General features: G+C 40.8%; 20 protein-coding genes and 1 pseudogene. 4 read left to right on the top strand and 17 right to left on the bottom strand.

The genetic code is table 11. From position 1 onward, the window contains the following. Position 1 precedes the first annotated feature (1 nt). The 4 genes from AC0L7Q_RS17890 to AC0L7Q_RS17875 form a co-directional block, all read right to left on the bottom strand. Positions 2–703, bottom strand: a complete 702-nt coding sequence (locus tag AC0L7Q_RS17890; protein ID WP_178957019.1) for a nuclear transport factor 2 family protein — start codon at positions 701–703, stop codon at positions 2–4. 90 nt (positions 704–793) lie between these two features. Continuing rightward, positions 794–1,537 (bottom strand): ferredoxin--NADP reductase, encoded by a 744-nt coding sequence (locus AC0L7Q_RS17885; RefSeq protein WP_409426073.1) that lies wholly within the window; start codon positions 1,535–1,537, stop codon positions 794–796. Positions 1,538–2,442: 905 nt separating this feature from the next. After that, positions 2,443–3,144: a purine-nucleoside phosphorylase gene (deoD, locus tag AC0L7Q_RS17880; protein ID WP_008110728.1), complete on the bottom strand. Its 702-nt coding sequence runs from the start codon at positions 3,142–3,144 to the stop codon at positions 2,443–2,445. A 66-nt stretch (positions 3,145–3,210) separates the two neighbouring features. Further along, on the bottom strand, positions 3,211–4,428 hold the full coding sequence (locus AC0L7Q_RS17875; protein ID WP_138609256.1) for a phosphopentomutase: 1,218 nt from the start codon (positions 4,426–4,428) through the stop codon (positions 3,211–3,213). Positions 4,429–4,620: 192 nt separating this feature from the next. Here AC0L7Q_RS17875 and udk point away from each other — a divergent pair, with 192 nt between their 5' ends. Beyond that, complete coding sequence (udk, locus tag AC0L7Q_RS17870) at positions 4,621–5,250, top strand: uridine kinase (RefSeq protein WP_008110733.1); 630 nt, start codon at positions 4,621–4,623, stop codon at positions 5,248–5,250. A 17-nt stretch (positions 5,251–5,267) separates the two neighbouring features. Continuing rightward, positions 5,268–6,494 carry a NupC/NupG family nucleoside CNT transporter gene (locus AC0L7Q_RS17865; protein WP_138609254.1) on the top strand — a complete coding sequence of 409 codons (1,227 nt, stop codon included), beginning with the start codon at positions 5,268–5,270 and terminating at the stop codon, positions 6,492–6,494. A 392-nt stretch (positions 6,495–6,886) separates the two neighbouring features. Here AC0L7Q_RS17865 and AC0L7Q_RS17860 read toward each other — a convergent pair whose 3' ends face one another. The 13 genes and pseudogenes from AC0L7Q_RS17860 to AC0L7Q_RS17800 all read right to left on the bottom strand — a co-directional run bounded on the left by AC0L7Q_RS17860 (position 6,887) and on the right by AC0L7Q_RS17800 (position 17,963). Further along, the gene (locus tag AC0L7Q_RS17860; protein WP_232735485.1) at positions 6,887–7,612 is read right to left on the bottom strand and encodes a substrate-binding periplasmic protein; all 726 of its coding nucleotides are present in this window, start codon (positions 7,610–7,612) and stop codon (positions 6,887–6,889) included. Between the two features lie 236 nt (positions 7,613–7,848). Beyond that, positions 7,849–8,058, bottom strand: coding sequence for a cold-shock protein (locus AC0L7Q_RS17855; protein WP_008467029.1), 210 nt, complete (start codon positions 8,056–8,058; stop codon positions 7,849–7,851). 261 nt (positions 8,059–8,319) lie between these two features. After that, positions 8,320–9,033 (bottom strand): hypothetical protein, encoded by a 714-nt coding sequence (locus AC0L7Q_RS17850; RefSeq protein WP_138609250.1) that lies wholly within the window; start codon positions 9,031–9,033, stop codon positions 8,320–8,322. Further along, the gene (locus tag AC0L7Q_RS17845) at positions 9,030–9,770 is read right to left on the bottom strand and encodes an FTR1 family protein (protein WP_409426071.1); all 741 of its coding nucleotides are present in this window, start codon (positions 9,768–9,770) and stop codon (positions 9,030–9,032) included. Before AC0L7Q_RS17845 ends, AC0L7Q_RS17850 begins: the two co-directional genes overlap by 4 nt. Then, positions 9,757–10,110, bottom strand: a complete 354-nt coding sequence (locus AC0L7Q_RS17840) for a cupredoxin domain-containing protein (RefSeq protein ID WP_010388691.1) — start codon at positions 10,108–10,110, stop codon at positions 9,757–9,759. The genes AC0L7Q_RS17845 and AC0L7Q_RS17840 overlap by 14 nt, the downstream gene beginning before the upstream one ends. Next, a complete protein-coding gene (locus AC0L7Q_RS17835) occupies positions 10,103–11,404 on the bottom strand; it encodes an ATP-binding protein (protein ID WP_409426070.1) in 1,302 nt (433 codons plus the stop codon). Before AC0L7Q_RS17835 ends, AC0L7Q_RS17840 begins: the two co-directional genes overlap by 8 nt. 62 nt (positions 11,405–11,466) lie before the next feature. Beyond that, a pseudogene (locus tag AC0L7Q_RS17830) lies at positions 11,467–12,125 on the bottom strand (response regulator). Positions 12,126–12,136: 11 nt separating this feature from the next. Then, entirely contained in the window at positions 12,137–12,784 is a 648-nt protein-coding gene (locus AC0L7Q_RS17825) for a hypothetical protein (protein ID WP_409426069.1), read from the bottom strand. A gap of 13 nt (positions 12,785–12,797) precedes the next feature. Further along, the gene (locus tag AC0L7Q_RS17820) at positions 12,798–13,568 is read right to left on the bottom strand and encodes an SDR family oxidoreductase (protein ID WP_409426068.1); all 771 of its coding nucleotides are present in this window, start codon (positions 13,566–13,568) and stop codon (positions 12,798–12,800) included. Next, on the bottom strand, positions 13,565–14,254 hold the full coding sequence (locus AC0L7Q_RS17815) for a TenA family transcriptional regulator (protein WP_203987739.1): 690 nt from the start codon (positions 14,252–14,254) through the stop codon (positions 13,565–13,567). The genes AC0L7Q_RS17820 and AC0L7Q_RS17815 overlap by 4 nt, the downstream gene beginning before the upstream one ends. After that, on the bottom strand, positions 14,247–15,725 hold the full coding sequence (locus tag AC0L7Q_RS17810) for an AMP-binding protein (RefSeq protein WP_409426067.1): 1,479 nt from the start codon (positions 15,723–15,725) through the stop codon (positions 14,247–14,249). Before AC0L7Q_RS17810 ends, AC0L7Q_RS17815 begins: the two co-directional genes overlap by 8 nt. After that, the gene (locus tag AC0L7Q_RS17805; protein WP_409426066.1) at positions 15,722–16,375 is read right to left on the bottom strand and encodes a thermostable hemolysin; all 654 of its coding nucleotides are present in this window, start codon (positions 16,373–16,375) and stop codon (positions 15,722–15,724) included. The genes AC0L7Q_RS17810 and AC0L7Q_RS17805 overlap by 4 nt, the downstream gene beginning before the upstream one ends. A gap of 79 nt (positions 16,376–16,454) precedes the next feature. Next, a complete protein-coding gene (locus tag AC0L7Q_RS17800; protein ID WP_418157368.1) occupies positions 16,455–17,963 on the bottom strand; it encodes a sensor domain-containing diguanylate cyclase in 1,509 nt (502 codons plus the stop codon). A 312-nt stretch (positions 17,964–18,275) separates the two neighbouring features. Between AC0L7Q_RS17800 and AC0L7Q_RS17795 the strand changes: the two genes are divergently transcribed. Together AC0L7Q_RS17795 and AC0L7Q_RS17790 are read left to right on the top strand one after the other, a co-directional pair. Further along, positions 18,276–20,087, top strand: a complete 1,812-nt coding sequence (locus AC0L7Q_RS17795) for a glycoside hydrolase family 3 N-terminal domain-containing protein (protein ID WP_413403436.1) — start codon at positions 18,276–18,278, stop codon at positions 20,085–20,087. Between the two features lies 1 nt (position 20,088). Continuing rightward, the gene (locus AC0L7Q_RS17790; RefSeq protein ID WP_413403434.1) at positions 20,089–20,823 is read left to right on the top strand and encodes a 5-oxoprolinase subunit PxpA; all 735 of its coding nucleotides are present in this window, start codon (positions 20,089–20,091) and stop codon (positions 20,821–20,823) included. Positions 20,824–20,913: the final 90 nt, after the last annotated feature.

Genomic DNA, 20,913 nt, shown 5'->3' with positions numbered 1-20,913 from the left:
ATTACCTAAAAAATAAAACTCTAACCACTTTACCATCTTTGATCTGATAACTTGAAATAAGCTCTGAACGTTTATCTATAACGTTCGCATCCGTTGAACAGGTTTCTGATAGCTCATGGTCTATTACAATGTCACCATGCACAATACGCTTAATTGGTGATGAGCGCAGACACTTAAGTTTTTTAAACATAATGCCATAACGCGCTATTAGTTTTTCTTTGCCTTTAAATAATAGCTCATTCGGGAAAATATAAAACTCAACATCTTCATCATACATGCGAATAAATTCTTCAATGTTACGCGCGTTGTAAGCGTTTACTAATTGCTCAACAACAGCCAGTGACTCGCGAGACTGTTTTGCTTTGGCTTGTTGCCTTGCTGTGAGTGCTTCTTTTGCTTGTGTTACTGCTTGCTCAGCTTGCGCAACAGCCTGTGCTTTATCAGCTTTACTATTAGGCTGCTGTGCGGGCTTTGTTGATTCACTGCCCAGTACTTGAGAGTCATCTGCTTTTACTTTCTCAACAACCGGCTTTTTTGGTGTATTAGCCTCTTGGCTTAATGTATCAAGCGCATCTTGTTGCTGCGGTGCGTTTTTTTGCTGTGTTTGTTTAGTCTCGTCCAGCTGTGTTGATTGCTCTATAGCATGACTATTTAACGTGAAAGCGGCCAATAAACAGGCACAAATAATAAATAAAGATTTCATGGATTTCCTAAGTACAAAGACTAAATGCAATTAAAGCGCAACATAGCAAATTTTAGGCCTCTGAGATAGTTATTATAACGTTATAACTCACTACCAATACTGCTCAACAGTGATATGCCCCGGCTCTTTTCGGCGATTACGCTTATAGTTTTGAGCCAATAATAATTCTGTGGTGTCTTTAACCATTTGCGGATTACCACACAACATAAATTGCGCGTTATTTGGTGTGGCGCATAATCCAACGTGCTCATATAAAGCGTTGTTTTCAATCACTGTGGTAATTCTACCAGCTAAGCCCTGTAAAGGCGCCTCACGGCTAACAACCGGAATATAGTTGAGTTGACTAGGGTATAATCTTTTTAGTTTGCCAATAAGCTCCTGATAGCTTAAATCGCTATTTTTCCGTACCCCATGCACTAAATTTATGTGTTGATATTTTTGCCATACTTCGCTGTGCTGTAGCATTGATAAAAATGGCCCAATTGCTGTGCCTGTACTCAGCATCCACAATTGCTCACTTGCTGGCACTTCATCTAGAGTAAAAAAACCAGTTGCTCGGCGCTCTATTAATACGGTGTCACCTGGTTTGAGAGTGGCTAAATGAGAGGATAGTAAACCATCAACCACGTTAATGAGGTAAAACTCTAAATCAGGACTTTGAGGGGCGTTAACATAAGAGTAGGCGCGAGCTATACGTTTATCACCGTCCATAATAGAAAGCTTTGTAAATTGCCCTGCTTTAAACGGCTCTACATCAGCGTGAACGGTTATGCTAAATAACGATTCATTCCACCATTTGACTGACTTTACTGTCGCATCAATCCAATTAGACATAGTTACTCCAGAGTTTAAGACGTTTTTCAGCTATCAGCTAAAACTTTAAAATTGTTCACTTTAAAGGCAAGCTTTATAACTTAAACATTAGCATTAAGTTATAAATACTGACAGGGAAATAAATGGGAACACAACGGGCTACGGTTTTCGAGTATCGAGCAACGAGCTAGTGCTAAAACCTGAGATCTTTAATCTACTCTTTCAGCGCAGCGTCTCTTTGCCCTCTTTGTGAATAATGACCTTGCGCGGCATAAAGCTCCGCCTACAGTAAATTTAGAAGTTAACCATATCAGTAGGCGGGAGTTTACCTCGCGCATTTGTGTTTAATATCCTAGACCTGACGCGATATAAAATCGCTGCTACGAAAGGCACTTACTGCTAAAAACAATTTTTCACCACAGAGGGTTCCGAGGCGCTTTGCGCTACACAGAGGTGGATTGGTATTTTTTAAGCATTTCTCTGTAAACTCAGTGTTCTCGATGGTAAATATTTTTTAATTAATGACCTTGCACGGCATAAAGCCCCGCCTAAAGTAAATTTAGAAGGTAACCATATCAGTAGGCGAAAGTTTACCTCGCGTATTTTAATCTGACATCTAAAGTCTAATTTCTTGTTTAAACACAGAGAAGTGAATGAGAGTAAATGAGAAAACAACGGGCTTCGAGTGACGAGCTGCGAGCTAGTGCTAAAACCTAGGAACATAAAGCTCGAAGCCCTTGGCCCGAAGCTCGCATCAAAATCTCAGGCATAAAAAAAGCCGCATAAAATGCGGCTTTGGGGGTTTAGTCTCACTTCACTTTGGGCGTGTCTCCAAAACTTAGTGAATACGTTACCAAGGAACTGTTATATTTAACCTGAACTCTGGATAGTAAATCTCTTAACCAAAGTTCAGGTTATTTAGTTAATTAAATTGACTCTAGGGCAATTTTAACCATTTCGTTGAACGTGGTTTGACGCTCATCGGCAGGTGTTGCTTCGCCGGTGATCACGTGATCGCTTACGGTAAATAAAGCCATTGCTTTTGCGCCATACTCTGCTGCTACGCCGTATAGGCCAGCTGTTTCCATATCTACAGCAAGTACACCTAATTTATCTAAGTCTTTATAGAAAGTGTCATCAGCTTGATAGAAAGTATCGGTAGTAAATACGTTACCTACTTTTGCATCAATGCCTAAATCTTTAGCCGCATTAACGCCGTTTAAAAGTAAATCAAAGTTAGCAATCGCTGCAAAGTCAGTACCACGAACGCGGGCACGGTTCACGTTAGAATCTGTGCTTGCACCTTGTGCAAAGATTACGTCGCGAATTTTAATATCGCTGCCAATACCACCACAGGTACCAATACGGATAATATTTTTAACGCCAAAACTAACAATAAGCTCACGAGCATAAATTGACATTGAAGGAATGCCCATGCCAGAACCCATAATGCTCACTGGCTTACCTTTGTAAGTTCCAGTAAAGCCGTACATGTTACGTACGCCAGTTACTTGCACTGCATCATCTAAAAAGTTTTCAGCAATATATTGTGCGCGTAGCGGATCGCCTGGCATTAATACTGTTTCGGCAAAATCACCTACGTTTGCACTGATATGCGGAGTACTCATTGATTGTTTTCCTTTTGTTTGGCTAAAAGCCCTATTACTTTAAAAATATAGTAGCGTATTTTTAAATTACTTAACTGTATTTAGCTTATCGACAAAGCCATCACCATACTCTAACGCTTTTAGGTTAAACCATTGCGCAAGTGTTTGACCGATATCAGCAAAGCTATTGCGCTCACCCAGTGGCGTGTTGTTCATTCCTGGCTGATAAGCAATAACTGGCACATACTCACGAGTGTGCTCTGACCCTGGAAAGGTAGGGTCACAGCCATGATCGGCGGTGATCATTAATAAATCATCTGGCTTTAATTGCTCTAAAATAGTTGGTAAGTAATCATCAAACTCTTTTAGCGCTTTAGCATAGCCAACAGGATTTCTGCGATGGCCAAACTTTTCATCAAAATCAACTAAATTGGTAAAAATCAAACTGTGATCCTGCGCAGTTGCCATCACTTCACTAGTTTTTTCTAGCAAGTTCATTAACCCTGGTGCTTTATGCTTTTGGGTAATGCCTTGGTGCGCATAAATATCTGAAATTTTACCAATACTAATTACTTCGCCACCGTCTTTTGCAAGTACATCAAGCAATGTTGGCGAAGGTGGTAATACTGAATAATCACGACGATTACCGGTTCTGGCAAAGTCTTGACTATTTGAACCCAAAAATGGCCGCGCAATCACTCGTCCTATATTCATTTCATCAAGCAGCGCCCGTGCGATTTCGCATACTTGATAAAGCTTCTCTAGGCCGAATGATTCTTCATGCGCGGCTATTTGAAACACACTGTCAGCTGAGGTGTAACAGATTGGTTTACCTGTTTTTACGTGCTCTTCACCTAGCTGCTCTAAAATGGTGGTTCCCGATGCATGGCAATTGCCTAAAATGCCCGGAATACCTGTACGAGCAATAAACTCGTCTACAAATTCTTGTGGGAAACTCGGTTGTGTTTTTGGGAAATATCCCCAATCAAATAACACCGGCACGCCAGCCATTTCCCAATGTCCCGATGGCGTGTCTTTTCCGCTTGAAAGCTCTTTTGCATAACCCCACGCGCCTTGTGGCTCATTGCGATCAGCAATTAAACAGGGTTCTTTACCAGCGGCTTCACATGCATCTACTAACCCTAATTTTGAAAGGTTAGGAAGCGAAAGCTTGCTGCCAGTTTCGTCATAATATGCCTTGAGTAAATGTGCGAATGTATTAGCACCTACATCACCGAATTTATCTGCATCGGGTGCTGCGCCAATTCCTAAACTATCCGCCATTAAGATAATTGCTCTTGCCATTGTGACCTCACATCTGTTCTAGGTGGTTACTTTATCCGCTCTTCGATTTTTCCGTACAGGACATAAGTCCTGTTTCATAAAACCTAAACATTATAAATTTGCACTCTTAAGCGAAGCAAAAGAGATTAATCGTGTCTTTTTTGCTATTGTGATCTACCAACAATATATCCTTCTGTGTGGGTGAGAACTTTAGTGACACGAACTATTATAGCTATTGCAGGCGCATCGGCGTCCGGCAAATCTCTATTTAGCCAAACAATATACAATGAATTGGTGAATGAGCTTGAACCAGGCGCTATCGCCATTATTGAAGAAGATGCTTATTACAAGGATCAATCGCATTTGCCGATGGCACACCGTACGCAAACGAATTACGACCATCCTGATGCATTTGAACACGAATTAATGCTTGAGCATTTAACACAACTTCGTAATGGCCACTCAGTTGAAGTACCAACTTATGATTATGCCCAACATACACGCAGCGATAAAACACGCCGTGTGGCTTCGGCTAAAATACTCATTGTAGAAGGTATTTTATTACTGAGCGATAAAGCACTTAATAAAGAATTTGATATTAAGGTGTTTATAGATACACCGCTAGATATTTGTTTAATGCGCCGAATGCAGCGCGACATGGAACAAAGAGGCAGAACATTACAATCTGTTGTTGAGCAATATCAAGCAACTGTTAGACCGATGTTTTATCAATTTATTGAGCCTTCAAAGCATAACGCTGATTTAGTTGTGACTCGAGGCGGTATGAATCGCGTTGCGATTGATATTATAAAAAGTAAAATAAAATACATTTTACAAGAATAACAACGGGAAACGTTTGTATGACAACATTTATGAGCTTAGTAGGCATGATGGTGCTACTAGGCATTGCCTTTGCGGCTTCAACTAACCGCAAAGCAATTAGTTTAAGAACCGTTGGTATAGCGTTTGCTATGCAAGTCGTTATTGGCGGTTTTGTTCTGTTTTTTGAAGCAGGCAAAAATGTATTAACAAGCATGTCAGCAGCTGTTTCATCGGTTATTGGTTATGCAAATGACGGTATTGGGTTTTTATTTGGTCCGCTAGCGTCGCAAGATACGCTTGGTTTTATATTCGCAATTCAAGTATTGCCGGTTATTGTGTTTTTCTCAGCGCTTGTAGCTGTTTTATATCACCTTGGCATTATGGATTGGATAATTAGAATTTTAGGCGGTGGTTTACAAAAGCTTTTGAAAACCTCGCGTACAGAATCGCTTTCAGCAACGGCCAATATTTTTGTGGGCCAAACTGAAGCACCGCTAATAGTTAAGCCATTTATAGCAACAATGACTAAGTCTGAATTGTTTGCAGTAATGGTAGGTGGTTTAGCCACTGTAGCAGGCTCTGTAATGGCCGGTTACGTAATTATTGGTGTAGACCTTAAGTATCTTATTGCGGCAAGCTTTATGGCGGCGCCAGGTGGTTTTTTAATGGCAAAAATGATTGTGCCAGAAACAGAAACTCCTAAAGATAACTTAGCAGATTTAGATTTAAGTGATGATGATAAACCAGTTAATGTAATTGATGCAGCAGCATCAGGCGCAGCTAACGGCATGCATCTAGCACTTAACGTAGGTGCAATGCTACTTGCCTTCGTGGCGTTAATTGCTCTACTAAACGGTTTATTAGGCGGCGTTGGTGGGTGGTTCGATTACCCAACATTGACGCTTCAAGAAATATTAGGCTATTTATTTGCTCCTGTTGCATGGTTACTCGGTGTACCGTGGGATGAAGCAATTATAGCCGGCAGCTTTATTGGTCAAAAGATAGTAGTAAACGAGTTTGTTGCTTACTTAGACTTTATAAATTATCGCGATACGTTAAGTGCTCACACGCAAGCAATTGTTACTTTTGCATTGTGTGGATTTGCTAACTTATCATCGATAGCCATTTTACTAGGTGGATTAGGCGGTATGGCGCCTAGTCGGCGAAAGGATATCGCACGCTTAGGGCTCAGAGCAGTGTTAGCAGGATCTATGGCTAACCTTATGAGCGCAGCAATTGCTGGGTTTTTCCTCTCGCTAGCTTAGAAACTTAAAGAGATGATCCATCTGTTGCAAAACAATAGGATAGCGCTTTAAGGGGTTAAAGCACTATCTGACTTGAACGATACTTCACCAAGGGCCGCAAGGCCCTTTTATCGTTTTTATAGCCTCTACTTTCTAAATCCTCAACAACTCGCCCCCCAAAATTATGCTTTGCTAAACCTTCATTCACGCACTCCTTACGCCATAAAAAGCCATCATTGCACTCACTAAAAAATATGAACAACTGTGTAACTGCAGAAGCATTTAATTGTCAGCCCTTTACAAAAGGCGCTTAAGAGTGCGAAGTTAACAAGGATGAATGGCTGTGAAGAGGTAATATAGGCATTATTAAGCGGGAACTTTTTGAGCTTTTCTGCGCTTGGCCGACCTAAGCTTTAATTTTTTACATAACGGTTAATGTAAGGTTCATAGCCAGACTCTGCTTTAAGTTGCTTTAGAGCTTGATTAAAACGTTCTACGATCACAGGTGAAGCGGCTTTATTAAAACCAATATGATTGCCTTTAAGTTCATCTACATGAATTTGTTCGAGCTTTACTAAATCATCTCTAGAGTATCCAAACGGCTCAGTTTGATGGTCAATGGTAAAGTTAGATCCAATAATTAAATCGATGCGTTTTTTAAAAAACAGTCGCATAAACGAGTCAGTGTCGCTAAATAGCAATAAGTTTTTATCAGCTACAAACCCAAGTCGGCGCACCAGCATTTCATAAATATCACCACGCACTATGCCTAACGAATAGTTTTTAGCTTGGGTGATATCGTCCATCACAATATGTTCGCTGGTTTTTAATTTATAAAAATAGGTTTGATTTGACACCAAGGGTCCAACCCATTGAAAAAGAGGTTCTCGCTCTTGCGTTTTTGCCAAAGAAATAATGGCTGACTGTGGGTTATTTTGCACTAAGTGGTAAGCGCGCTTCCAGGGTAGCATAATAAACTCGCACTCTAGTGCGGCACGGACACAGGCATCTTTTACTATATCATGATTAATACCCGCCAATTGGCCAGCACTACTTTGAAAGTTATACGGAGGAAAACTTTCGGTATAAATAACCAGCTTAGGCTCAGCAGCCTGAATTTTTTGGCTAAATAACAGCACAAAAGCTAATAATATAAATTTATAGATACACACCCCCTGTGGTTTAAGTAATAACTTTAACCTAGAAAACTCGTAGAGACTATTAATTTATAACGCTGTTTGTAATGTTAAAATAGCAGATGACGTAAATAGCAATAAAATGACGAGAATGCTAAAGCGGTGGTGGGATGTTCTTAAATTTTGGGCACAAAAAAAGCGCCTTAAGCGCTTTTTTTCATTTTACTTAAAAAGTAAAATTATAGAGCTGTGATGTTATCAGCTTGAGGACCTTTTTGACCTTGTGAAAGAGTGAACTCTACACGTTGGCCTTCAGCTAAAGTTTTGAAACCTTCGCTTTTGATTGCTGAGAAATGTGCGAAAACGTCTGGACCGTTTTCTTGCTCGATGAAACCAAAACCTTTAGACTCGTTGAACCACTTAACTGTACCTGATACGATGTTAGACATAGTATTATTCCTGATATAAAAAATTAAATTGTGCCCTAATGGGCGGTGTAGCAAAAAATGAGATGGTACTTAAAAACTTCAGGACGGTACTACAAGTATTACTTATACAACAACGAAATGGAGATTTATAAATTATCATGCTTTCTTTCTAGCTGAGGCCTACTATATAGAGTTACAGGGGTAAGTCAACCCTTTATGTGATTTAATTAATAAAATAACCTTCGCAGCTCACTTTACATGTTAAGCACTTGTTTAAGCAGCTTAAAATTCAAATTCTAACGCCATTCTAAAGCTATGATTCTTCTCTGACTGGCTGATTTCAGTAATAAAACCGGCTTCCCACTTTAATTGTTTTTGTCCATCAAAGCGATGCAAGCCTATAAACCCAGGGCCAATACCCACAAAGTCTTCACCAAGATACACCTCAACCGCGGGCTGAAAAGCAGACAAGTATCGGTAGCGATACTGCGCTCTAAACTCGCTTTCCCATTCGTTCTCTATATCTTGCCCCCATTCGTATACTAAAAAAGCATTCATGGTGAGGCTTGCACGACCAAACTCTTTTTCAATTACAAAGCCGGTGGTTGCTTCGTATGCGTCGGCGTCATGCTGTTTTTCAAATTCAAATAATGCGCCCCAATCAGCCCATAACCGGCCTTGCTCTATTAACTGCCAACGAAGCTCCAATTCATACGCTTGCAAGCCAAAGTCACCGTTATCATCGCGCTCACCCACGATGTAGCCTTCCAATGCCATGGTGTCGTTTATTGCGCCGCCTAAGCCAACGCGCTGCGCTAAAATATTACCACTGTCGGTTTGATGCGACACAAGCCGCCATTCTAACTCGCGCTCAAACGGCAACACATACGGATGATAAACTTTATCTACTACTATGCCATCAGCATAAGCCAGCTTAGGTATTAATAAACAAAAACCAATTAATACAGTGGCTGCAAATAGGTTTATTGCTTTCATGATTTTTCCTTAGTGATTAATTTAGGAATAAAATAACAAACAGATAAAAATAACACGCTGCTCAACGCATAGCTTAAAACACTGGTTAAATTAGGCGTAGCCTCATAACCAATCAGAGCGCGCAATACTCGTCCAAACTCTGAGTTTTCGGTTAAAATGGCACGTAAATCCCATACGGTTACCGTTGTTGCTATCAAATCAATTTGGCTCGCCAAATCAAGCGCCACAACTAGTTTTGCCGCACTATTTAATGCTAACAATACCAATAAAGGGGTAAGTCCAAAGCGCTGTTTGATTGCACTCAATAAAAAATACAACAACACGCTAAAGCTGCTGCATATTCCCAAACCTAAAAAAGTGCCAATAAATAAACTTTGTGCCGCTTCGTTGTTTTGCCAAAAGCCAATCAGGTAAATAATGTAGTGACTTAAATAAAGTGTCATTACGCTGATAATCGCAATCATAAAAGCAGCTGTTGCTTGTTTAATGGCGTAGTACAGTGCACTAATAAAAATTAAAATACACAAACCAATTTGGGCATATTCTAAACCCTGATAGTCAAACAAGGGGCTAATTAACGGCGCACTTTTTACAAACAAAAATGAAAGCCCGATCCCTAAAATAAGCCCTCCCAGCAATTTCATTAAACTTTGCTTGGCTACAACTTGGAGTAAAATAAGTAAAATGGCCACCGGCAGTAACTGGTTTAGACTCATCACTAGACTAGTTATTAGCATTAGAGCGCTCCTTTTCAGTCACTATGACAGCACCACGTGCCGTATTGGGCGAAAACTCGCCAAAAAATTCATAACGCCCAGGTATTAACGGCCCGATATAAATAACGCTTTTGCGCTTAGGGTAAAGTACTTTCTCTCGATTGAGATCGAAACTGTCGAACTCTTCAGGCGTACTATCTTGGTTTTCGATTAACAAGCGTACCTTTTTATTAGCTGGCACGACGATTTCTGCGGGGTAAAACAAATGATCTTTAAGTACAATAAGATAGTCTTTACTGGCGGCGTTAAATGATAAAAATACACAACAATATAAGTAAGGCCTAATAAGTCGTTTAATCACATTTAGCTCCTGCAAAAACTACCTGTACTTTTAAGCCACCCAAATCACTATCCGTTAAGTGAATTTCAGCGCGATAAATAGCAATAATATGCTGCACTATTGCCATGCCCAAACCCGCACCTTGTTCACCCGAAGGGTGTTGGTCACCGCCAACACGATAAAAACGGTTAAATATCCGTTGTTTTTGATCGTCCGTCATACCTGGGCCACTGTCTTCTATTTGCCAAATACGCTGCTTGTGCATCTGCTTTAGCGTTATTTTTATTTGTCCATTGGCTGGTGCGTACTTTATGGCATTACTAAGTAGGTTTGAAATCAACGTCACTAAGGTAAATTCATCACCGTTAATGATAAAGTCATCTCCCTCAAGACTAATAGTGTGGTTTTTAGCCTCTATTTTTTCATACAACTGGCTAACACCTTCTTGCGTGATCGCTAATAATGACAGCTCCTTAAACTGTTTTTGCCACTGCTCTGGCTGAGTACGCCCTAATATTAGCATTTGCTCTACTATATTGGATAGTCGGTTAATACCTTGAGTCATGGCCTGTAATTCTTGGTTATCGCCTTGTTGAGCAGCCAAATTATGCACATTAATTTTTAAACTGCTCAGGGGAGTACGTAATTCATGTGCCGCATCAGAGGCAAAAAAACGCTCTCGTAAATAGGCGGTTTCTACGCGTTTAAATAAATCGTTTAAGCGGCTGATCACCGGTTTTATCTCTTCATCAGTCACCTGCCAATTGATCGCAGTAAAATCATTTGCTTGGCGCAGAGCTAACTGTTTTGATAAACGGGTTAATGGTGCCAGGGCATATTTAACAAAAAAGCTAATAAATAGCGCAAGCAAAGGAACCGCCCAAAGCATAGGCAACATGGCTGATAAAATCACTGCCTCGGCAAGTTCAAACCGCTTAGCAATCGGCTCGGCAACAATCACGGTGCGTAAAGAAGTGACAAAAACGAATACCCGCATTCGCTGCCCTGCAATATTAAGCGTTTGAAAACCCGCTTGATACTGGCTCAAATCAAGATTTAATTCGTCAGAGCCACTAAGGAGCTCACCAGCTTGCCAAATTTGATACAGTAACTGGGCGCTTTCTTGCATTTTTGGCGCCATGGCGTTTATAGATAAAGGCTGTTGCATCAACACTCCAGCGACTACTTTTAGCTCACTATCGAGTAATTGCTCACCATGGCTCATACTTTTTTGGTAGCCTTTGACTAAAGCTAAAAAGCACGTTAACACCATCATTGATAGTAAAATAAGAGTTAAACGCTTACGAATTGACATAGAGTATGGTTACCTTAGTAAATTCAAGTTTGTGCAATCTAGGGGCGTTTTAATCACGTGAACTATCTCTTTCCTATGACATAACCAATACCACGGAGAGTTTTAATAAAATCGCTGGGGAATTTTTTTCGTAGGTGATGAATATGCACTTCAATGGTGTTAGAGCCAACCTCTTCACCCCACTGATACAGCTTGTTTTCTAACTGCTGTTTAGATTGCACGCGACCTTGGTTTTCCAATAGTGCCTTTAGCAGCATGTATTCTTTTCGTGGCAGAGAAAGCAGCTCATTGCTGAGTGTGACACTATGCGCTGACGTGTCCATAGTCACTTCACCACACTGTAATAAACTCGACTGAGCTTGATTTACTCGTCGGCTCGCTACGCGCAAACGAGCAAATAATTCGGCTGGTTCAAATGGCTTAGCTAAATAATCATCAGCGCCCATATCAAGCCCTTGCACCTTGTCATCTATGCTACTTCGTGCAGTTAGTATAACCACCGGAATCACTTTTTTTGCGCTTTTATGTGCTTTAGAATTTGTGAACCATCACCATCGGGTAAACCTAGGTCAAGTATAACCAACTCTATTTCACCACTGCCTAAGCATTGCAATGCATGCTTAACCGTTGCGCTATGCTCTACACTGTAGCCTTCTTGGCGCAATGAGCGGCAAAGCCCTTGCGCCACAAGATGATCATCTTCAACTAATAATAAATGCATTGTTTATTTTGTTATCTCTGTAGTTTTTTATCTACTTTAGCTAATAAAGAGCTAATTGCTTGTTGACGATATTTATCAGCTTTAGCACGAGTATCACGAATACCTGCTGCTTGCGCAACTAACAAATGGGCTTTAGCTTGCTCATATTCACGTTCGTCATATAAAAACTCACCATACAAGTAGTTAGTATCAATGCCTTTTTTGTTAAAAGTGAGCGCTTGCTTAAAAAACTTGTCGGCGGTGTCATCATCACCAAAACCAATAGGCCAACCGGGCACCTTACTGTATAAGGTTGCAAGGCTTGCATACGCTGAGCCACCTAAAGCACTGTCGTCTATTTTAAGGGCTTGCTCTAATGACGCTTTTGCATCTTTAGCATAGCCCAGCGCCCCTAACCCGCCCTTTGCGCCAGCAAAACTGGCCAGTACAATGCCGTTCCACGTATAGCTATTTGCTGAATCAGGGTAGCTTTCAATAAATTGAGCACTTTGCTCACTTAGTTGAGTAAAGGCTTTGATTTGTGCATCATCTTTAAGCTCATAATTAGCAACCGCCCACTGCTGTTGAATAGCGAGTAAATCGCTTTGTTCGTCTGCAAATACCGGCGATGAAAACACACTAACAATGCTTAAATAAGCTACTAAAGTAAATTTTTTCATAATAAATCCTCTATTAACCTAAAAACTGTTTTATTTTAGGGAGCTGTTTAGCAATTGCGTTATCCACAATACGTGGAAAAACACCATTGATACGTACAAAAAGCTTCTCAGGAAAACCAATAAATCGTCTGGTTTTATTTGAGTTTAATAACGCAACTAACTCATCAGCCACCGTCTGCGGGGAGTCCATTTGATTACCAAGCGCCTTATTCATTGCTCGTGTTTGTGCATCATTAATATCTGTATCGGTTGCTCTTGGTGCTAAATAACTAACTTTAACGGGTGTATCTGAAAGCTCTCGTGATAGCGCTTCGCTAAAACCACGTAAACCGAACTTACTAGCACAGTAAAGTGTTTGATATGGGTAACCTATACTGCCAAATGACGACCCAACATTAACTATGGAGCCTTTATTCGCATGCAACTGCGCTAAAAACAGCTGACATAATTTCATAGGGACGGCTAAATTAGTGCTCAGTAGATTATCAATTTGCTCACTACTCGATGCACTTAAGCTTTGCATTACATTAATACCTGCATTGTTTATGAGCAACTTAGCGCCCCCTAATTTTTTGGCTTTAATGGCGAGTGCCAACATGTTTTCGGCAACCTTTAAATCCCCCACAAAAACCATACTACCGGGACATTGGCTACTTAGCGTATTGAGGGCATCACTATTTCGCCCCACCAAGAGTAGTTGCCAACCTTGGCCGTGTAGTGTTTTGGCAATGGCTTGACCAATTCCACCTGTCGCACCAGTTAATACACATAAGCCGGTATTCATGCGTGTTGCTCTTGTGCTGATGCTTTAAAAAACGGCTCGTCGTCTAAAGCGCGAAAAATATCGCCGTACAAACGGTAAAAACATTTTGCGCCATGTAAAATAGCCTGCTGATCCGCCTCGTCGGTAATTTGATTCATTAAGTTTTCAAAAAACTTAACATGCTCTATATCAAGCGCGCCGTGAGAGGTTAAATAGCTAAACGCTTTTTTAGGAAGCCCTATTGCATTCGCTATGTTTGATGCGGCACCGTCGGCTAGCGCAATTGAGGTCCCCTCTAATACGTGAACCATGCCAAAAAAGCTAAGCGGATTTTTACGTGCAATACTATCGTAGGCATACGACACCATCATTTCAGTGGCGAATTGTGGCTGACTATGACGCACACTTTCTTTATCAAACCCACAGGCTGCAATGTCGTTTAGCACCCACTCTTGATGACCAATTTCTTCTTCAATATATTCAGCTACCGCTTCACGTAACCATTCTTGCTCATCAGTTAAACGTGCGCCAAGTGACATCATTAAAGGAACAGTGTGTTTTACATGATGATAAGCCTGCGCTAAAAACGAGGCGTACTCTTCAAGCGTGGCTTGTCCGTTAAATACACGCTGTATAATTGGCGCAGCTAATAAGTACTCACGCTCGTTTTGAGTTTGTGCTTTTAATGTATTAAAAAAATCACTCATGGATCACTTCTCCAAGTCGGTAAAACTGTTCAAAAATAGGGCTGTAGTGCTGGCTAATTGCCGCTCGTTTAGGGCGATTATTAGCGGTTAATAACCCTTGCTGCTCGTTTAAAGGTTGGGCCAAACGATGCCACTTTTTAATCTGTGCGTAGTCAGGAAGTTGCTGGTTTACTGTTTTTAAATGTGCTGTTAATTGCGCATCACTAAACTTGGGAGCCGCATAAATAAGCGCGCTTAAAAATGGCTGGCTTTCACCAAACACCATCGCTTGCTGTATCGCACTTTGGCTTAAAATTAATGATTCAGGCCATTCAGCGCTAACATTACGCCCCATACTGGTGATGATCAGATTTTTTACTCGCCCTTTTATGTACAGCTTATTATTACGCTTAGATACTAAGTCGCCAGTGGCGTACCAGGTATTTGGGTTATGCGGCGCTTGATTTAAATACCCTAAAAATAACGATCCTTTAATAAATAACTCACCATTTTCAACTTTCGTTTCAACGTGCCCTAGTACTTCACCAGCACTATTTACATCGTCATAATTTGGGGTGTTTAAACTCACTACTGAGGCCGCCTCAGACAGACCATAACCTTGATAAACCGGTAGGTTATATTCTCGTGCAGTTAAAATTAAAGACTCACTAACCCGCGCCCCGCCAACAGCAATAAACTTAAGTGACTTTGGTGGTTGCCAGCCTTGTTTTGCAAAGGCAATTAAACACGTTAATAACTCAGGCACTAAAATAAGGGTGTTAGGTTTTACACTATCGATTGCGCTAATGAGTTTGTTAGGGTTTTTTATCCCTGAGCCAACAAAACCTAATTCGTTTAATGGCATTAAATGTACACAACCGCCACTTAACAAAGGCGCATAAATACCTGCAATATTTTCTAGCAATACAGGTAGTGGCAGTAAACATAAGTGAGTTGGTTTACTTATATTTATTTGCTCACATAATGACTGAGCTACCTGCATCTGGCTTTGTGTTGATAAACACACCCCTTTTGGCTCGCCAGTAGAACCTGAAGTAAATGTGATTTTTTGAGTGCCAGTAAAATAGTCCACAGGCTCAATCGCATCGAGCTGATAAATATAAAGGGTATAATGCTCAAATAATGTTACTGACAGCGAATGCTTACCTAGCGAATGACGAGGCATATCACTAATAAAAAACTGCGCACCGCATTGAGCTAACACATACTGTGTTTGCTGCTGACTAAAAAAATGGGCAATAGGCACCGCAACCTTGTTGGCAGCGCTGGTTGCGGCATCCACAACCAGCCAAGCGGGTGTATTATCAAGCTGAAAGGCCATTGCACCAGAGTCTAAAGCGGTAAAAATAGCTGTCAGCTTATTGGTTTCTTGTTGTAACTCCAAAGCGCTTATAGGCAGTACCTGATTGGCTAAGTAGCTAACAACCACGGGTTCATTCGCTACCTTATTAATATTATTTAATAGGCTCATAAGCGCTCCAACGCAGTCATCAATGCATTAACTTGTTGTGTGTTTTGTTGTTTAATATTTAACAGCATGGGTGTGTTTAGCACTTGCTGATGTGCCTGCGCTAAATTAACAATGCACACCGTAGGCTGATTCTCATAATAGCTACCCCAGCTCTTTGGCTGATCAACTACAGTGCTATTAGCCAGTGCAATTTCGTTGCAGGTAACACCTAGTAGGCGCAGTAAGGCGCGTACTTTTTTGGTAGCGCAAAACACTAAGTAGCTCGCGCCAAAGCCGCGCAAAGCTTCATTTACAATAATAAAGTGAGATAACGTGGCTTTACGATGTGTTGAGCAAAGGTTACCTAGCTCAAACACCGTATTTCGCGGTGTGCCTGGTGGTAAAAATTGTTCAATGGCCGCAGCTAAATATTGCTCAATAAATAAAGCAGAGGTTGCACTTCTTAAACCTAAAGTGCACTGACCTTGCACAGTTTGGTACTGGCATAGTAACGGCATAAATGAAGTAAGGTGAGCATTGTACGCCGTTAAAAACCCTTGTTTAACGGTGTTTTCAAGGCGCTGGCGGTGCTCATCATTTTGCGTAGCAGTAAAAAAATGAAAAGGCTGTTGAAACCGCACAGCGGGTGAATGATGTTGAGCTAGTTGCATAAAAGCATCGCCTGTATTAAATCTATAGATAGAATTTAATTGGCGAAACTTAAATAAAACTTAAGGTAAGTTAATTTTTTTAAAAATTGGCTATCACGGTTTTATTACGGCCCGTTTCCTTCGCGTGATAGAGCGCTTTGTCAGCGCATTTATATACTTGATCGATATCATCGCTATGCTGTGGCCAAGTAGCGATACCAATAGATGCATTTATGTAGCCTACTTTTGCCATTGATGTGGTGGCTACTTGGTTACGTAAACGCTCAGCGATAACAAACGCACTATCACTATTTTCGTTAGGTAATACCAGTAAAAACTCTTCTCCACCAGTGCGTGACACAATATCATGCTTGCGCGATAACGATTGTATAATACGAGTAAGGGTTTTTAATACTTCATCACCCGTATCATGGCCAAAGGTATCATTAACCCGTTTAAAGAAGTCGATATCAATTTCAAGCACTGCAAACGGGATCTGCTTATCCATCAAATTTTCAAGCAATATGTTTAAACCCCGCCGGTTATGCGCGCCGGTTAGCGGATCGGTAAGTGCATCTTGACGTAATTGTCCCATTTGCGATTGCAAAACATGAATGCCTTCTAACATCGCGTGTTTAAGCTGGTTACTTTCGAAGTACCAAGACTTAATACTTTTAAGATGATCCACGTTTTTCTTATCGGTCGATAAATTAGCGCTATCGGCTAATAATCTTAACGGCTTAGCAATATAGTGAGCTAACATAGCAATTAATAAAAAAGTAATGATTACTATGGGTAACATTCGCTTAAGCACCTGCCCTTGAAAAGTATCAAGCGTAGCAAGGGTTGCCGCTTCACTTCGCTGGGCAACAATCCCCCAATTAGCAAGTCCTACGTGGGAAAACCCGGCCAGCATAGCCACTCCCTGGCTATTTATAACCCGAGTGAATCCATCTTCACCTTGCAAAACTCGCTCTATAACTGGGTTATTAAATACTTGCTCGCCAATGCGCTTAGAATCAGGGTGATAAAGTAAGGTTTTATTATCAGCAACCACATAAAAGTACGCTCCGCCATCGTAACTATGTTGTTTTAACAAAGCATTTAAAATACTCTGCTGCTCTAAATAGAAGCTACCGCCAATATAACCATAATAATTCCCTACCGAATCAAACAGTGGATAAGAAACGACAATAATTAAATTATTCGCAAGCGAAATATAAGGCAGACTAACCTGCGGCTGCTGCGATTTAAGAGCCAGCTTAGAATGGACTGAATTAACCGTTTTATTAATAATATTTAAAGACACAGGTGAGGCTGCTTTAACAACACCTTGCATGTTAATTGCCACCGAATTAAAGCTATGCGTCTGATTTAAAAGCCGATCGGTTTCAGATTGAAGTAACTCAGTGTTGGTAATATCATCGGCAATAATTTTGGCTGAAAACTCAAGTTGCTGCATCGCTGCTGTTAAAAAGTGCTCAGTTGCTGAGGCTAACTTACTGGCAAATACATGATTACTTTGCAGGGTATCTTCTATTACCCGTTCTTTTTGGACTTGATAACTAATATATAAACCACTAAACAAAATAGCAGCTGCAGCGGGCATAGCTAACAAAAGAATTAATTGCCTAAGTTTAAAAGTAAATGGTGATCGAAAACGCAACTTAATATCATCCTAAGCAAATAAAAACGACTGCTATGCACTGCATACATCATTAATATAATACATAAATCGCACTATGTGACCTAATTTTTGTTATTTTAAGGATGATTAAATCATACGATTTATATTTGCTGGGTTTTGCAGTTAAGCTCAATAATAGTTAAGCTGCGTGTACTTTATTTTTATTTAGCCTTGAGGTGTGTGTTGCTAAATAAGTACTTGTTATCGTCTTCTCTTTTTTTAATCGGATGTTTCATGCCAATAAAATCTTCTTTTGCCGATTCTGCGCTGTCACTTAAGCAGCAACTAGGGCAAAAGCTTATGCTCGATTTACGCTATTTTTGTCAGCAAGGCAGTAGCCAACGCTGCAGAACGCCATTAACCGAATTGCCCGATGAATTAGCAAAAGCAATAAGTCGTTATGATATTGGCGGGGTGATTTTATTTTCTGAAAACACCCAAAACATAGAACAAATAATTAACCTTAATCAGCAGCTACAACAAGCTGCATCTAAATCTAAGTCAGGCCTACCACTGTTTATTTCTATTGACCAAGAAGGCGGACGCGTAGCTCGTTTACCTCGTGATGTGGCCACCTCATTCACCGGTAATATGTCAATTGGCGCAACTTATCCTGAGCACGGTACTTATTTCGCAACCCAAACGGCAAATATACTGGCCACTGAACTCTCGGTGCTTGGTATTAATGTAAATTATGCGCCAACGGTTGATGTAAACATGAACCCTGACAATCCGGTTATTAATGTACGCTCTTTTAGTGAAACCCCCGATGAAGTTGCGGCAATGGGTGCAGCACAAGTTATTGAGTTTGAAAAAAACGGTATAATTAGCGCTATAAAACACTTTCCAGGACATGGCGATACCAATGTAGATAGCCATACCGGCTTACCTAAAGTGATGCATTCAAAAGAAGTCATTTACGCTCAAGATTTAGCGCCGTTTAAACAGATTATTGAGCAGCATAGTCCTGGGATGATAATGACCGCGCATATTCAATACCCTGAGCTTGATAGCAGTACATTAACCAATGTAGACGGTAAGCAAATGATTAAACCCGCGACCATGTCACGTAAAATCATGACCGATATCCTTCGCGATGAGCTGAACTATCAAGGCGTAGTGGTAACCGATGCACTTGATATGGCCGGTATTAGCCATTTTTTTAGCCCAACTCAAGCGATTATAAACACCTTTGCAGCTGGGGTTGATATTGCGCTGATGCCAATAGAAATTAGAACGCCTGAGGATATAAATAAACTTGATGCGCTCATTAACTCTTTAGTCAGTGCTGTTAAAACAGAGCAACTAGACGCAGACGAAATTGCTCATTCGACGCAGCGAATTACCTCACTTAAACATCAATTTAAATTAAACGCTTTACCTAACCCCATTAATGCATTGGCCAATGCCAAACACATTATTGGTAATAAAGCACATCGCGAATTGGAAGCATCACTGGCATTAGCGGCAATTACCCAAATAAAAAATAACAATAATACGCTGCCGCTTAAACTTGGCGCTGATCAGCATATTCATATTATTATGCCCGACACCCGCAAGTGCATGGCAATGCAACAAGCAATTAGTGCGTTAAGTTCACAACCACTCAGTTTTAGTTGCAGCAGCTTACAGGGCTTTGACCCAAGTGAAGCGCAGCGCAACATAAACCAAGCAAGTATTGTTATTGCTGGCAATGCAACGCCGAATCAAAGTGCAGTGGAAATTGGCGGTATGGATGACTTAGCCGATAACCCAAACTTTGCCTTAAATAACGCAGAGCAACCGAAAGCGCTTGAGTCATTACTAAAAATGGCTAAACAAAAACACACTCCAACTGTATTTATTAGTTTGCGAGCACCGTATGACATTGCACAATTTGGTAACTATGCTGATGCAGTACTTGCTTCCTACGCCTACAATATTGATGTAGACAAAAACGAGCTGGTATCTGGGCCTGCTTTTACTGCACTGGCGAAAGTATTATTAGGCCAAGCTCCAGCCAAAGGCCAATTACCGGTCACTATTAAACAATCGATGAGTCATTAATATGAAACTTAATTGTGATTTAGGCGAGAGCTTTGGCGCATGGCAAATGGGCCTTGATAACGATGTTATGCCCCATATTGATATGGCAAATATTGCTTGTGGCTTTCATGCAGGTGATTCAAGTGTAATGGCGCATACCCTAAAGCTGGCTAAACAACATAATGTTATGATTGGCGCTCACCCAAGCTATCCCGATAAGCAAGGATTTGGTAGGCGTTCAATGAGCATGAGCGTGGCTGAGCTCACTCAATGTTTGCACTATCAAATAGCCGCCCTTGATGGCATGGCAAAAGTACAAGGGCTAACCCTTAGCTATGTAAAACCCCATGGTGCGCTTTATAACGACATGATGAAAAACCAGCAGCTACTCACCACTGTTATGGGTGCGGTTGCCAGTTACCCCGCTAACTTAAAGCTAATGATACTCGCCACAGCCGATGCTAAGCTACACAAAACAATGGCACGCCACCTTGGGCTCACACTGATATTAGAGGCGTTCGCAGACAGGCAGTACACAGACCAAGGGCAATTAGTACCACGAAGTATAGCCGGTAGTGTGCATAATAAAGACGCATTATTAGCTCAGGTTAAACAGCTTTTAGCCAGTAACAGTGTGACTACTCAATCTGGAAAATCGTTGAAACTGGTTGCTGACAGCATTTGTGTGCATGGCGATAATCCCCTAGGCATTGCAATTATTGAAGAGATAAAAGCGCTTTGTTCAACCAATAACTAAAGTAAAAAATACAGATTAAGCTGTAAACCCCCTTTACAGCTTTTGTTTTCTTTTACCACCTGCATTCATTGGTAGTTTTAAATGCGAGCT

It is taken from the genome of Pseudoalteromonas sp. KJ63-1 (assembly GCF_055808145.1).
This window is presented reverse-complemented; position numbering and strand designations above follow the sequence as displayed.